13 protein-coding genes are annotated in these 13,276 nt (G+C 65.2%); 7 read left to right on the forward strand and 6 right to left on the reverse strand.

Features of this window, described 5'->3' with window-relative positions; genetic code table 11:
- Positions 1-64 precede the first annotated feature (64 nt).
- Positions 65-445, forward strand: coding sequence for a VOC family protein (locus tag GGD61_RS30910; protein ID WP_092259931.1), 381 nt, complete (start codon positions 65-67; stop codon positions 443-445).
- A gap of 77 nt (positions 446-522) precedes the next feature.
- The gene (locus tag GGD61_RS30915; RefSeq protein ID WP_092259929.1) at positions 523-1,155 is read left to right on the forward strand and encodes a hypothetical protein; all 633 of its coding nucleotides are present in this window, start codon (positions 523-525) and stop codon (positions 1,153-1,155) included.
- On the opposite strand, the gene GGD61_RS30920 is transcribed toward GGD61_RS30915, so the two are convergent.
- Together GGD61_RS30920 and GGD61_RS30925 are read right to left on the reverse strand one after the other, a co-directional pair.
- The gene (locus GGD61_RS30920) at positions 1,152-2,261 is read right to left on the reverse strand and encodes an Acg family FMN-binding oxidoreductase (protein ID WP_244550724.1); all 1,110 of its coding nucleotides are present in this window, start codon (positions 2,259-2,261) and stop codon (positions 1,152-1,154) included. The genes GGD61_RS30915 and GGD61_RS30920 overlap by 4 nt on opposite strands.
- An 80-nt stretch (positions 2,262-2,341) precedes the next feature.
- Positions 2,342-3,250 carry a GntR family transcriptional regulator gene (locus tag GGD61_RS30925; protein WP_026202773.1) on the reverse strand — a complete coding sequence of 303 codons (909 nt, stop codon included), beginning with the start codon at positions 3,248-3,250 and terminating at the stop codon, positions 2,342-2,344.
- Between GGD61_RS30925 and GGD61_RS30930 the strand changes: the two genes are divergently transcribed.
- Genes GGD61_RS30930 through GGD61_RS30950 form a run of 5 tightly spaced genes read left to right on the forward strand, consistent with a single transcriptional unit; the run spans position 3,241 to position 8,274 of the window.
- Positions 3,241-4,275 (forward strand): hydroxymethylglutaryl-CoA lyase, encoded by a 1,035-nt coding sequence (locus tag GGD61_RS30930; protein WP_246786082.1) that lies wholly within the window; start codon positions 3,241-3,243, stop codon positions 4,273-4,275. The two genes, GGD61_RS30925 and GGD61_RS30930, sit on opposite strands and share 10 nt — an antisense overlap.
- Positions 4,272-5,486, forward strand: coding sequence for a CaiB/BaiF CoA-transferase family protein (locus tag GGD61_RS30935; RefSeq protein ID WP_092259925.1), 1,215 nt, complete (start codon positions 4,272-4,274; stop codon positions 5,484-5,486). Before GGD61_RS30930 ends, GGD61_RS30935 begins: the two co-directional genes overlap by 4 nt.
- 42 nt (positions 5,487-5,528) lie before the next feature.
- Positions 5,529-6,575: an ABC transporter substrate-binding protein gene (locus tag GGD61_RS30940; protein ID WP_092259923.1), complete on the forward strand. Its 1,047-nt coding sequence runs from the start codon at positions 5,529-5,531 to the stop codon at positions 6,573-6,575.
- Positions 6,572-7,420 (forward strand): ABC transporter ATP-binding protein, encoded by an 849-nt coding sequence (locus GGD61_RS30945; RefSeq protein ID WP_018322591.1) that lies wholly within the window; start codon positions 6,572-6,574, stop codon positions 7,418-7,420. Before GGD61_RS30940 ends, GGD61_RS30945 begins: the two co-directional genes overlap by 4 nt.
- Positions 7,421-7,422: 2 nt before the next feature.
- Positions 7,423-8,274, forward strand: coding sequence for an ABC transporter permease (locus GGD61_RS30950; RefSeq protein ID WP_092259921.1), 852 nt, complete (start codon positions 7,423-7,425; stop codon positions 8,272-8,274).
- 10 nt (positions 8,275-8,284) lie between these two features.
- Here the strand turns inward: GGD61_RS30950 and GGD61_RS30955 are convergent, their stop codons facing one another.
- The 4 genes from GGD61_RS30955 to dxs form a co-directional block, all read right to left on the reverse strand.
- The gene (locus GGD61_RS30955; protein ID WP_183231753.1) at positions 8,285-9,532 is read right to left on the reverse strand and encodes a methyltransferase; all 1,248 of its coding nucleotides are present in this window, start codon (positions 9,530-9,532) and stop codon (positions 8,285-8,287) included.
- A complete protein-coding gene (locus tag GGD61_RS30960) occupies positions 9,525-10,259 on the reverse strand; it encodes a TlyA family RNA methyltransferase (protein WP_183231754.1) in 735 nt (244 codons plus the stop codon). Before GGD61_RS30960 ends, GGD61_RS30955 begins: the two co-directional genes overlap by 8 nt.
- Before the next feature lie 51 nt (positions 10,260-10,310).
- Positions 10,311-10,865, reverse strand: coding sequence for a nucleoside 2-deoxyribosyltransferase (locus GGD61_RS30965; RefSeq protein ID WP_092259915.1), 555 nt, complete (start codon positions 10,863-10,865; stop codon positions 10,311-10,313).
- A 186-nt stretch (positions 10,866-11,051) separates the two neighbouring features.
- The gene (gene dxs, locus GGD61_RS30970) at positions 11,052-12,980 is read right to left on the reverse strand and encodes a 1-deoxy-D-xylulose-5-phosphate synthase (protein WP_092259983.1); all 1,929 of its coding nucleotides are present in this window, start codon (positions 12,978-12,980) and stop codon (positions 11,052-11,054) included.
- Between the last annotated feature and the right edge of the window lie 296 nt (positions 12,981-13,276).

The raw sequence follows: 13,276 nt of genomic DNA on the forward strand, positions 1-13,276 counted from the left end.
GTGCAAGACCTCGGGGGCGCATGCTAGGCTGCACTCTGGAGATTGCTCGCGACGGAGAGGACAGATGACCGACGAACATCCCATGTTGGCCGGCTCGGCCACCGTTTTCGTCGTCTCCGACATCGCCGCGAGCCTCGCCTATTACCGCGACGTGCTCGGGTTCGAGGTCACCTTCGAATATGGTGAGCCGCTGTCCTACGCCTGCCTCTGTCGCGAGGAGGTCGCCCTGCATCTGCTGGCAGCGGCCAGGACGAAACGCTTGCCCGGGCAGGGCGGCCTCTGCATTTTCGTCCGCGACGTCGACCTGCTCTATGCCGAATTGTCCGGCCGTGGCGCCAGGCCCATCAACCAGCCGGAGGATCGCGATTACGGCATGCGCGATTTCGACATCGTTGATGCCGACGGCAATCAGCTCACTTTCGGCATGGGTATCCCGGAACCCTGAGGCGATGCCGGCGCGGCCTCGCTGGTATTTCTCATCGCCGGAGGGTATGATTTGCGAGGTTTTCGAAGGTTACCTGAATGTCCCGCCTTGCAACTTCATGCGGTCTTGCAGCTATCGGCGCCGTACTCTGCCTCAGCGGCACCTCCGTTGATGCACAAGTTGCACCGCTGAGATATGTCATACCGGGCGGACCGTTTGGCTTTGGCGGCAGCGATGGCCAGGGCTCCGATCCTTACGGCAATTTTCCGAGCTTCAATGCCGGTGACGCAGGCGGGCGCACCAATTTTGCGAACGGCTTCTTCGTCGGCAGCCGGCGCGGCAACCTCAATTGGAGCGGGCTCAGTCAGACCGGACTTGGTCAGAGTGGATTTGGTCAGAGCGGTTTTGCCGGCAATTTCAGCGCGCTCTCGTATGACAGCACCCAGTTCGGCTACACCACCAAAACCTTGGGCGACATGCCCGTCACCTTTTTTGCCGGTTTCGACACGCTGAAATATGGCAACGGCATCGGCAGCTCGCTTGCGCCGCTGACGTCCGGTGCGACGCCCGGCACCAGCGCATTTGCGGGCGTCGAGTTCAAACCGACCTCCAACCTCAGCCTATCGTTCGGCGCCGGTTTCATCCAGCAGGACTCGGGTCGCATGGACAGCGATATCAGATCGAACATGCTGCCCGGCGAGTCGCCGGCCCTGAGTGGCCTTCGGCGTTAGGATCGCATCACCAGTTCAGGCGGACGCCGCAGCGATTTCGGCAGGTCCGGGCCGTACCCGAAACGCATCACGATATCGGGGCGCCGCTCGCCGAGTCCGAGTGAGGCCGCGAATTGCGGCCTCAGCGCCGCCACCTCGACCGGCTGGTTGACGAAGGCATATTTCAGTCCCAGCGCGGTCGCCTGCAAGCCGAAGCGCTGGCAGGCGCGCCCCACTGCAATCCCGTGCGGTGTGTCGCTGCGATAGGCCGCGAGCACGACGACGCCCGCGGAGCTGACGAGCTGTTCGCGGTACTTCTTGTTTTCGCCGCTCTCCGTGAAGAAGAGTTTCATAAGCGGCCGCGCCAGCCACGACGGCAGGGACGGGTTTCCCGAGGCGAGCGAGAACAACCCGTCCATGCTCGCGAGCGCCTCCGTCTCGTTGAAGCGAATCCAGTTCACGAGCTCGCGCATGAAGGCCCCGTCGCGCATCTGCGCGGCGTTGCCTTCGAGCACGTAGTCGGCGACCTTCGCGATCGCGGCGTGCTCGGTCAGCAGGATGGTCGTGACATCAGGTTCGAGACAGGCGTTCTCGAGCCGGCGCAAGGTCTCGGGCGGGGCCGGCCTGCCGTCGAACGTCGCGCGCGTGCACTGCCGTACCGGAATCGCGGCCGCCAACGCCGATGCGGCGGGCGGTGTTTCCTCGAGCGTGATCACGATGCGGTCGCCGTCGATGACCGGGTCGGCGCGCCAGCCCAGCGTGGATGCAGCGAGGATGAGGTTTTCGGCGGCGCAGCCGAGGCTGACGAAGAGGTGATGATCGTCCGGATCGACAGCCGGACAGCGGCGCGAAAAATCCGGCGCGATCGTGATTTCGTTGCCGTGCGCGGAGAAGACCCACGGCTGGGTGTTATGGCTATTGGCGGCGAGGGTGGCAAAGCGCACGAGCTCGCGATCCCGTGGAACGGCCTGCAGCGGAGCCCGCGACGTCGTCACCGCCGCGTCATAGGTCATCGTTGCTCCCGCGGCAGGGAAGCCGCCGATCGCAGCCGCGGGAAACCCGAGCGCGGCCGCGATGAACTGCCGTCGGTGAACCACAAACGCTCGCTCCATGCCCTTGCGCAGCATGCCTCTAGCAGCAACGGGCCCCAGAACGATTGACCGGAATCAAGATCAGATGACCGGTCCACGCAATTCTGGTTTGGGCATCACGACAAGCCCGCCACCAGCGGCCTTTGCAGGTGCCTGGCCATCAGTTCCGCCGCCTCCGTGTAACGTCGCGTTTCCAGGACGTCGAGCAGGCGCAAATGCTCGCGCACGTGCCGGCGCATGCCGTCGCGGTCGGCGAAGCTGCGATAGGCGAACAGGCGTCTGATCGAGTTCACGCGCTTGAGCGCTTCGAGAAAAAAGGGATTGCCGGCGCCGCGGATGATGTCTTCGTGGAATTCGCAGCCGGAGTGAAAGATCTCGCCGATCGTCATCTTCTCGATCTCGCCTTCGAACACGCGCTGTTGGCGCTCGCGCAGGCGTGTGATCACCTCCTGCGGCAGCGTAAAACCCGGCTGCGCGATCGCCGCCGGCTCGATCACCGCGCGAAACGCCTTGGCCTGTGCTTGAGCTTCGGGGCTTGAGACCGTCTCTGCGAAACGCCAGCCATAGCCCGGCAGGCGTGCGATCCAGCCCTCGGCAGCGATCCGGTCCAGCAGCCGCTGCAGCTCGGCCCGCGTGACGTCATAGCGGCGCATCAGCTCCGCCTCGGTAACGTCGGTCGGCAGCCGGCTCGCGAGCACGTCGCCTGCGACGGACGCATAAACCTGCTCGTTGCGCCTCACTGCCGCGAGCGCCGGTTGGGCTGCGCCGCTGGTGGGATTCTTCGCCAGCACAAAGCCGCGATGCGGCTCGCCGCGCGCCAGCCCCGCTGCTTCCAGCGCCTTCAGGCCGAGCCGGATCGGCGCGCGCGAAAGGTCCAGCGCGTCGGCAAGCCTTTGTTCGATCAGGCGGTCGCCGGCCTTCATGCCTTCGCGCCGGGCCAGCGCCATGATGAGCCCGGCAAGGTGTTCAGCGCGTTCGGAACCGTTCTTGTCGGTGCGTTGTCGGGAACTGTCTGATGAGCTCATTGCACTGCACGCGAGATTTAGGGCTTGACAGACTGTCCCACGGATTGTTCTTTTATGCAACAATATACAATCGACCCAGGGAGAGCCCGATGGCACGCGCGCCGGATGTCCATATTTGCGAGGTCGCTCCCCGCGATGGTCTGCAGAATCTCGACATCTTCGTTCCGACCGAAGCCAAATGCGCGTTGATCGACACGATCGCCGCTGCCGGCGTGCGCGAGATCGATGCCGGCTCGTTCGTGTCGCCAAAGGTCGTGCCGCAATTCGCCGACGTCGATACGGTGATGACACACGCGCTCACGCACAAATCGGCGACCATCGGTGCGCTGGTGCCGAACGTGAAGGGCGCCGAGCGCGCCATCGCCGCCGGTGTCAACGCCGTCTACTTCGTGATCTCCGCCAGCGAGACGCATAATCGCGCCAATGTGCGCCGTACGGTCGATGAGCAGATCGAGGGATTTCGCGCGGTCCGCGCCGCGATCGACGCCCGGCCCGTGGGCCAGCGGCCGCAATTGATGGGCGCGATTGCCACCGCCTTCGGCTGCTCGCTGGAGGGCGAGGTGAGTGAGGCAGCCGTGTGCCGGGTGGCGCGCGCTTTTGCCGAGGCCCGTGCCGACGAGATCGGCCTTGCCGACACCGTCGGCTATGCCACCCCGAAATTGATCGGGCAGATCATCCAAGCCGTGCGGGGTGAGGTCGGGTCGCAAATGACGCTGCGGCTGCATCTTCACGACACGCTCGGTGCGGGCCTTGCCAATGCCGTCGCCGGTCTCGAAGCCGGCATCCGCCGTTTCGACGCTGCGGTGTCCGGCCTCGGTGGCTGCCCCTTTGCTCCCGGTGCGCGCGGCAACATCGTCACCGAGGACCTCGTGTTCATGCTGGAACGCATGGGGCTCTCCACCGGCATCGACCTCGACCGTCTGATGCAGACGCGCGAGATTCTCGCCCGCCATATCCCGGCGAAGCATCTGACGGGGCATCTGCACGAGGCGGGCATTCCCAAAGTCCTGCGGAGCGCGGCATGACCCCGGCTGCACATGAGACGGTATCGGAGCTTCGCCCGCTCGCCGGGCTTCGCGTCATCGAGTTCAGTCAGATGGTGATGGGGCCGAGCTGCGGCTTGATCCTGGCCGATCTCGGCGCCGACGTGATCAAGGTCGAGCCGCCCAAGGGCGACCGCACCCGCACTTTCAAGGGGCCAGCCGCCGGCTTCTTCGCCACCTACAGCCGCAACAAGCGCAGCATCGCGCTGGATACGTCGACCGCGGACGGCCAGAACGTCGCACGCAGGCTGATCGAGAACAGCGATGTCCTGATCGAGAATTTCCGGCCGGGCCTCTTGAAACGGATCGGCCTCGACTACGAGAGCGTCGCGGCGTTTGCGCCCCGCCTGATCTATTGCTCGCTCAAGGGGTATCTGCCCGGCCCGTACGAGAACCGCCTCGCGCTCGACGAGGTGGTGCAGATGATGGGTGGCCTCGCTTATATGACCGGCTTGCCCGATCGTCCCATGCGCGCCGGGGCCTCGGTCAACGACGTCATGGGCGGCATGTTCGGCGTGATCGCGATCCAGGCCGCGCTCGCCGAGCGGCAGCGGACCGGCCGCGGCCGTTACATCCAGAGCGCGCTGTACGAAAACAACGTGTTCCTGATGGCGCAGGCCATGATGTGCGAGGTGGTCAGCGGCCAGCCGTCGATCCCGTATTCCATCAAGGACAGTCCGTGGCCGGTCTACGATCTCTTCGACACCAGGGACGGCTCGAAGCTGTTCGTCACCATCGTCGGCGAAGAGCAATGGGCGGCGTTCTGCCGCGCCTTCGATCGTGACGCCTGGCTCGTTGATCCGCGCTTTGCCACGAGCAACGACCGCGTCGATCATCGCAGCTGGCTGATCCCGGAAATCGCGAAGATCTTCAAGCAATGGGACAAGGCCGATCTCGCCGCGCGCCTCGAGCAGCTGGATCTGCCCTACGCGCCGGTCAACAAGCCCGGCGATCTCTTCGATGATCCGCATCTCAACCAGTCGGGCGGCCTGACCGATATTCGGCTGCCCGATGGCGGTGAGGCCAAGACACCGCTGTTGCCGATTTCCATGGACGGAAGGCGGCTGCCCAACCGCTACGATCCACCTGGGATCGGTGAGCACAGTGGGGAGATCCTGCGCGAGATCGGCATGTCTCCGGAAGACATCGAGGCGCTGCGACAAGCAGGGACGATCAAGTTCGCGCCGTCCTGACCGATCGGCGTAATCGAACAAAAAACGAGGGAGGAGGAGCACATGAGCATTACCAGGCGCGAGGCGCTGATCGCGGGCTCCGCATTGGCCGGAGCATCGCTGTTGCCGGGGCGATTGCTTGCGCAAAGCAAGCAGGTCTCCCTTGCGTTCGGACCGGTGTCGCCGGTCTACGCCATCGGCATGATCGCCGAGCTGAAGGGGTACTTCAAGGACGAAGGGCTCGATTCCAAGCTCGTCACCGGCAATGCCGGCACGTTCGGCCGCCAGACGCTGGCGGCAGGACAGGCGCTGTTCGCCCATGGCGATGCCAGTCACCCGCTCCAGCTCGGCGCGCGCGGCAAGCCCTGCAAGATACTGCTCGCTACCGAGATGGTGTGCTCCTACGCCAACATCATGGTCCGGCAGGACCTCCACGACAGCGGCATCAATTCGGTCGAGAAGCTCGCCGACTACAAGCGGCCGGACGGCGCCAAGCCGATCGTTGCCGCCACCGCGATCGGCTCGGGCACCTGGGTGTTCGGCACCTATGTGTTCGAAGCGCGCGGGCTCGGCGACAAGGTGAACTGGGTCGCAGGCGGCGGAACCAACACGATGTTCCCCTCGCTCCAGACCAAGCAGTTCGACGCCATCATGGCGCCGCCGAGCTGGATCGTCGAGGTCGAGAAGAAGGGCTTTGGCAAGACAATCTACGACACGTCCAAGCCGGGCGTGTTCGAGAAGGATTTCGGCGGCACGCTGCCCGTGCTCGTGATCTACACGCTCCAGGACACGGTGGAGCAGGACAAGGCGTTGGTGCAGGCCTATGTCAACGCGATCTACCGCGCGATGGCGTTCGTGAAGGCGGCGCCACTCGCGGAGGTGCAGGCGTTGGTCACGCCGAAATATTTCTCGGGCATCGATCCCGACGCGGTCAATGCCGAACTCGGCTTCGACAAGTCGACCTGGGCCTATGACGGCGTCATCGACAAGACTGCGTTCGAACGCGGCGCCAAGCCCTGGTACCGCAAGGGCACGGATATTCCCGAGACCAAATACGAGGATGTCGTCGACATGAGCTTCCTCCAGGCCGCCAGGGCGAAATACAAATGATCGCCGCGACGGGCCAGGGCCTTGCGCTCGCGCGCGACGAGGATCACACAGCGGCAGCGCGCGTCCGCATTGCCGTGCAGGGGCTTGCCAAGCGCTTCAACGCGTCCGGCCGCGAGTTCGTGGCGGTGGATGACGTCTCATTCGAGGTCAAGCAGGGCGAGTTCGTTGCGCTGCTGGGTCCATCCGGCTGCGGCAAGAGCACTATTCTCAACATGGTCGCGGGGTTGTTGCCGCGCTCGGGTGGACGCATCCTGATCGACGAGGACGCGGTCGAGACCGGCACGGTCAACCCCAGGGTCGGTTATGTCTTCCAGCGCGATACGCTATTTCCCTGGCGAACCGTGGAGCAGAACATTGGCTATGGGCTGGAGATCGCCGGGTTGCCGAAGACCGAGCGCGCCAGCCGCGTCGCTTCGGCGGTCGAGAAGGCCGGGCTCTCGGGCTTTGGTCAGAGCTTTCCACGCATGCTGTCCGGCGGCATGCGCCAGCGCGTCGCCTTGATGCGCACGCTGATCCTGGAGCCCGAGATCCTGCTGATGGACGAGCCGTTCGGTGCGCTCGACACCCACACCAAGCTGGAGATGCACAAGACGCTGCTGGAGATCTGGGAACGCGAGCGGCAGACGGTGCTGTTCGTGACGCACGATCTCGGCGAGGCGCTGACGCTCGCGAGCCGCATCATCCTGCTCTCGGCCCGGCCCGGGCGTCTCAAGGAAGATTTCGACGTCGCTATCCCGCGGCCGCGTGACCCCGTGGCCGTGCGCGAGAGCGCCGAATTCGGCCGCCTCTATTCTCACATCTGGCACTCCCTCGGCGAAGAATTCCGCCGCACCAGGGTCGATTGACCATGTCCAACAACCGCGCCGTGATTCTGTTCTGGCAATTGGCCATTCTCGCAGCCGTGCTTGTCATCTGGCAGTGGGGCTTTGAATGGAGCAAGGCGCTGCTGCCGAGGGCTTACGTGCCCAAAATCCTCGATCCCTATTTTGTCGCCAAGCCGTCGCTGATCTGGCAGAGCTTTCTGCGGCTCGGCTGCTTCGCTGACGCTGGCGGCTTTGCCGCCTGCATCAGGGGCAACGACAACAATCTTTGGCTCGCCACGCTCGTCACGTTGAAGAATACGTGGTGGGGCTTTCTGTTCGGCTCTGCGAGCGGGATCGCGGCTGGCCTGGTCCTCGGCCGTTCGGACTTGCTTGCCCGCGTGTTCGGACCCTACATCGTGGCGCTCAACTCGATACCGCGCATTGCGCTGGTACCGCTCGTCATCCTGATCTTCGGCCTTGGCGATCTCTCCAAGATCGCGACCGCCTGGCTCGTCGTGTTCTTCGTGGTGTTCTTCAACACCTTCGAGGGAACGCGTGCGGTCGACCGCGACCAGATCGCTGCCGCCCGTCTGCTCGGCGCCAGCGAGTTCACCGTGCTGCGTACGGTCGTGATCCCGTCCGCGCTCGCCTGGGTGTTCGCTTCGCTATTGCCGGCGGTGTCTTTTGCGCTGATCGGCGTCATCGTTGGCGAGTTCATCGGCGCCGAGCGCGGCCTCGGCAAGCTCATCATCGAGGCGGAGGCGCGGGCCAATGCCAGCGAGATGATGGTGGCCATCTTCGTCATGATGTTCGTCGGCATCCTGCTGGCGATCGCGGTGCGCTCGCTGCAGTCCTATCTGCTCCGATGGCAGCCGCAATTCGAGCCATCGGCATAGCGGCCTGACCTCAACGGCTGAACCGCGCCACCAGCTCCACATGCGGCGTGTGCCGGAACTGATCGACCGGCACCACCGCCTCCAGCCGATAGCCGCCGTCGATCAGCAGCCGCGCGTCGCGGGCAAATGTCGCGACGTTGCAGGACACCGCGATCACGACCGGCACCTTGCTCGCGGCGAGCTTAAGCGCCTGCGCCTGTGCGCCCTGGCGCGGCGGATCGAATACGACGGCGTCGAAGTCACGTAGCTCGGGCGGCACCAGGGGGCGGCGGAACAGATCGCGCGGCTCGGCCTTGATCGGCTTCAGGCCCGGCGTGCGCGCGGCTTTCGCCAGCGCTGCGACAGCGCCGGCGTCGTTGTCATAGGCGGTGACGCGGGCCTTCTCTGCGAGCCGCAGAGCGAACGGACCGACACCGCAGAAAAGGTCGAGAACCTCCTTGGCCTTGCCGATGCGCTCGGCGACGAGCGCTGCCAGCGTCTCTTCGCCCGCGACCGTTGCCTGGAGGAACGAGCCCGGCGGCAGCGTCACCTCGGCGCGGCCCATCTTTATTGTCGGCGCCAGGCGTTGCAGCACCAATTCGCCATGCCGCGTCAGCCGCGCCAGGCGATGCTGCTCGGCGACGCGCGAGAGCGCGGTGACGAGCGGCGTCGGCAGCGGGCCGGAGCCGCGCACGTCGACATCGAGGCCGTTGGCGGTGGCGGTGACCTGGATGTCGAGGGGCTTGGTCACCGGCATCCTGGACGTCAAAGGCTCGGCGAGCGCCCAGGCGGCATCGATCGCGCCGTCGAGTGCGGGATCGAGGATCGGGCAGCGATGGATCGGGATGACGTCGTGTGAGCTCGTCGCCGAGAAACCGACCTTGAGGATATCATGCGTGCCGAAGCGGCCATGCAGCGTGACGCGGCGGCGTCCGGCGCCATGGGCATCGACCAGCGGCGCGACCTCGCATGCGATGCCGGCCTGGGCCAGCGTCTCCACCACGATGCCGCGCTTCCAGGCGTGATATGGCTCAGCCGCCCAATGCTGGATGGCGCAGCCGCCACAGACGCCGAAATGCGGACAGAACGGCTCGATGCGCTCGGGGCTTGCGACGTCGACTGCGAGCAGCTTGCGGCGGTCGGGATGGTGGCCCACGACGTGATCGACCTCGATGGTCTCGCCGCCAAGCGTGTAGGGCACATAGATCGCTTCGCCGGCGTCGAGGCTGACGCCGTCGCCGCGATGGCCGACATGATCGATCCTGATGCGCTCAACCACGACGCGCGCCCAGGAAGAATTCGATATTGCCGTCGCCGCCGGTGATCGGCGAGGGGAATATCTCGATGTCGGTGCAGCCGAGCGAAGCGGCAAAGGCGGCGATGTCGTCGCAGATTTCCCGGTGCACGGCGGCGTCGCGGACGATGCCCTTCTTGTTGTGCTTCCTGTCAGCCTCGAATTGCGGCTTGATCAGCGCCAGCAGGCTCATCGGCGCTGCCGCCAGCGACAGCGCCACCGGCAACACGGTCTTCAGCGAGATGAAGCTGACGTCGATGACGACGACATCGGGCCGTGCCGGCAGCCGCTTGCCCTCATAGCTGCGGATGTCGGTCTCCTCCATCGACACGATCTTGGGATGGTCGCGCAGCGAAGGATGCAGCTGGCTGGTGCCGACGTCGATGGCGAACACCAGGCTCGCGCCGTTCGCCAGCAGCACCTCGGTGAACCCGCCCGTTGAAGCGCCGACGTCGAGGCAGACATGATCTTCGATCTCGATCGGATACCGTTCCAGCGCGCCGGCGAGCTTGACGCCGCCGCGGGAGACATAGGGGTGCGCGGGCTCGGCCTGGATCACGGCGTCCTCGGCAATCGTCTCCGACGGTTTGGCGACCGGCTTGTCGTCGGCGGTGACGAGCCCGGCCTCGATCGCCGCGCGCGCCCGCGCCCGGCTCTCGAACAGGCCGCGCTCGACCAGCAATACATCTGCGCGCTTGCGGGCAGGGGACATCACGCTCTCTTGGTACGGCTCTTGGGACGCTTCTTGGGACGATTGATCTGCTTATGTAGCGATCAATCGCGCGGCTGCCATCCGGACGCAAGCCTCGAACGCGGCGAGATCATGCCAGACGTCGATCGGCATCGCGGCCGGCGTCACCAGCGGACAGCCGTGCAGCTCCAGCGCATGGATCATCATGAGATTGTCGACGAGGCCGAAATCCTCGACCGTCAGTCCCTGCGCGTCGACCAGCCGCCCATCCTCGGAGGTGACCTCCATGAAGCGGCCGACACGGTCGGCATAGGCGGCACCGTCGTTGGAATAGGCCAGGCAGAATTTGCGGCGGCCGGCCATGTAGCCGAGCTCGTAGACGGTGCCGGGATCGGCGCCGGCGCCGCGGAACGGGGTGAGATTGGCAATGATGGCGTCGGCCGCCTCCATCATCGCCTCGTTGCCGCAGAAGATCTGCCGCGCGGCATCGGGCGCGGTGAGATCGATGGCGTTGTCGAGGGGATAGAGGCCGGTGAGCCCGTGCGCGGCGCAAATATCGACCTTGCGCCGGCCGATCTCGATCGCATCCGGCAGGAACACGTCGGGGCCTGCCAGATAGATTTTCATGGCTGACTGCTTCGGAGAAATTCAGGCGAGCTGCGAACCGCGGCGAAAACTGCGCTCCCTCTCCCGCTTGCGGGGGAGGGTTGGGGAGGGGGTGTCTCGGCAATCGAGAACCCCCAAGAGGCGAAAACCCTCACCCGGATCGCTTCGCGATCCGACCTCTCCCGCAAGCGGGAGAGGTGTACCACCTCAGGCCAGCTTGACCGTCTCGGCCTTCACGTCCTTGCCGAGCGCCTCGAACACCTTGGCGACGATGCCCTTGGCGTCGAGACCGGCGCGGCCGTACATCGCGGCCGGCGTGTCGTGGTCCTGGAACACGTCGGGCAGCACCATCGAGCGGAACTTGACCATGCCGGTGTCGAGCACGCCCTGATCGGTCAGGTACTGCGCGACATGCGAGCCGAAGCCGCCGACCGAGCCTTCCTCGATCGTGATCAGGATCTCGTGGTCGCGGGCAAGCTTGAGCACCAGCTCGGTGTCCAGCGGCTTCATGAAGCGCGCGTCGGCGATCGTGGTCGACAGGCCGTGGGCTGCGAGCTCGTCGGCCGCCTTCTCGCATTCGGCGAGGCGCGTGCCGAAGGAGAGCAGGGCGATCTTGCTGCCCTGGCGAATCACGCGGCCCTTGCCGATCTCGAGCGGGATGCCGACCTCGGGCATCTCGATGCCGCGGCCTTCGCCGCGCGGATAGCGCAGCGAGCTCGGACGGTCGTCGATCGCGACCTGCGTCGCCACCATGTGCACGAGCTCGGCTTCGTCGGCCGCGGCCATGATCACCATGTTCGGCAGGCAGCCGAGATAGGCGTTGTCGAACGAGCCGGCATGCGTGGCGCCGTCGGCGCCGACGAGGCCGGCACGGTCGATGGCGAAGCGGACGGGCAGGTTCTGGATCGCGACGTCATGCACGATCTGGTCGTAGCCGCGCTGCAGGAAGGTCGAGTAGATCGCGCAGAACGGCTTGTAGCCTTCGCTGGCAAGACCGGCGGCGAAGGTCACCGCGTGCTGCTCGGCGATGCCGACGTCGAAAGTGCGGTCGGGGAAGGCCTTGTTGAAGATGTCGACACCGGTGCCGGACGGCATCGCCGCGGTGATGGCGACGATCTTGTCGTCCTTCTGCGCTTCCTTGACGAGGCTCTGGCCGAACACGTTCTGGTAGGCCGGCGCATTCGGCTTGGCCTTGGCCTGGGTGCCGGTCGCGACGTCGAACTTGACGACGGCGTGGTACTTGTCGGCGGACGCTTCCGCCGGGCCGTAGCCCTTGCCCTTCTGCGTCACGACGTGGACCAGGATCGGGCCGGTCTCCATGTCGCGGACGTTCTTCAGGACAGGCAGCAGATGGTCGAGATTGTGGCCGTCGATCGGGCCGACATAGTAGAAGCCGAGCTCCTCGAACAGCGTGCCGCCGTCCATCATGAAGCCGCGGGAATATTCCTCGACGCGGTTGGCGCGGTTGGCGATGATCTTGGGCAGGCGCTTGTTGATCTGCTTGGCCGCATCGCGCAGCGTGCGATAGGTCTTGCCGGAGTAGAGCCGCGACAGATAGGCGCTCATGGCACCGACCGGCGGCGCGATCGACATGTCGTTGTCGTTGAGGATGACGATCAGGCGCGAGTTCATCGCGCCGGCGTTGTTCATGGCCTCATAGGCCATGCCGGCCGACATCGCGCCGTCACCGATCACGGCGATAACGTTGTTCTTGCCGCCGGAGAGGTCGCGCGCCACCGCCATGCCGAGGCCGGCGGAGATCGAGGTCGAGGAATGGGCCGCGCCGAACGGATCGTAATCGCTCTCGCTGCGCTTGGTGAAGCCGGACAGGCCGCCGCCGGTGCGCAGCGTGCGGATGCGGTCGCGCCGGCCGGTGAGGATCTTGTGCGGATAGGCCTGATGGCCGACGTCCCAGATCAGCCGGTCGCGCGGCGTGTCGAAGACGTAATGGATCGCAGTGGTGAGCTCGACCACGCCGAGGCCCGCGCCGAAGTGACCGCCGGTCACCGAGACGGCATCGATGGTCTCCTGCCGCAGCTCGTCGGCAACCTGGCGAACCTGCTCGATCTTGAGCTTGCGCAGGTCTTCCGGCGTCCGGATGGTGTCGAGAAGCGGCGTTTTACTGTATGCGTTCACGGCGATTTCCAATTTGTCAGCGCCGGAAGTTCATTCCGGTGCGCGATGGGTTTGCACAATATCGGCGCAGCGCGAGTCCTCAAACCGTCGGAGCCACCTGCATGGGGCAAGGCCCCGTCTTCAAGCTTAGGTAAGCTTAAGTGCGCTCCGGTTCAGTCTCTGTGATCCCTGTCACTTAGATCGGCTTCGTCCGTCCCAGCCAATTTCATTAGCAGTTTGAAGCGCTTGTCGTCGGAATTCTCTGCCCACGCAAGGCTTGCAAAAAGCCACACTCCGCGCAGCTTTACACCAAAGCT

The organism is Bradyrhizobium sp. SBR1B (assembly GCF_014198205.1).
In the GTDB taxonomy this organism is placed as follows: domain Bacteria; phylum Pseudomonadota; class Alphaproteobacteria; order Rhizobiales; family Xanthobacteraceae; genus Bradyrhizobium.

Bases quoted from the DNA above. Each gene is read 5' to 3' on its own strand.
- GGD61_RS30910 (WP_092259931.1), top strand. From the start codon at position 65: ATGACCGACGAACATCCCATGTTGGCCGGCTCGGCCACCGTTTTCGTC.
- GGD61_RS30915 (WP_092259929.1), top strand. From the start codon at position 523: ATGTCCCGCCTTGCAACTTCATGCGGTCTTGCAGCTATCGGCGCCGTA.
- GGD61_RS30920 (WP_244550724.1), bottom strand. From the start codon at position 2,261: ATGCTGCGCAAGGGCATGGAGCGAGCGTTTGTGGTTCACCGACGGCAG.
- GGD61_RS30930 (WP_246786082.1), top strand. From the start codon at position 3,241: ATGAGCTCATTGCACTGCACGCGAGATTTAGGGCTTGACAGACTGTCC.
- GGD61_RS30925 (WP_026202773.1), bottom strand. From the start codon at position 3,250: ATGAGCTCATCAGACAGTTCCCGACAACGCACCGACAAGAACGGTTCC.
- GGD61_RS30935 (WP_092259925.1), top strand. From the start codon at position 4,272: ATGACCCCGGCTGCACATGAGACGGTATCGGAGCTTCGCCCGCTCGCC.
- GGD61_RS30940 (WP_092259923.1), top strand. From the start codon at position 5,529: ATGAGCATTACCAGGCGCGAGGCGCTGATCGCGGGCTCCGCATTGGCC.
- GGD61_RS30945 (WP_018322591.1), top strand. From the start codon at position 6,572: ATGATCGCCGCGACGGGCCAGGGCCTTGCGCTCGCGCGCGACGAGGAT.
- GGD61_RS30950 (WP_092259921.1), top strand. From the start codon at position 7,423: ATGTCCAACAACCGCGCCGTGATTCTGTTCTGGCAATTGGCCATTCTC.
- GGD61_RS30960 (WP_183231754.1), bottom strand. From the start codon at position 10,259: ATGTCCCCTGCCCGCAAGCGCGCAGATGTATTGCTGGTCGAGCGCGGC.
- GGD61_RS30965 (WP_092259915.1), bottom strand. From the start codon at position 10,865: ATGAAAATCTATCTGGCAGGCCCCGACGTGTTCCTGCCGGATGCGATC.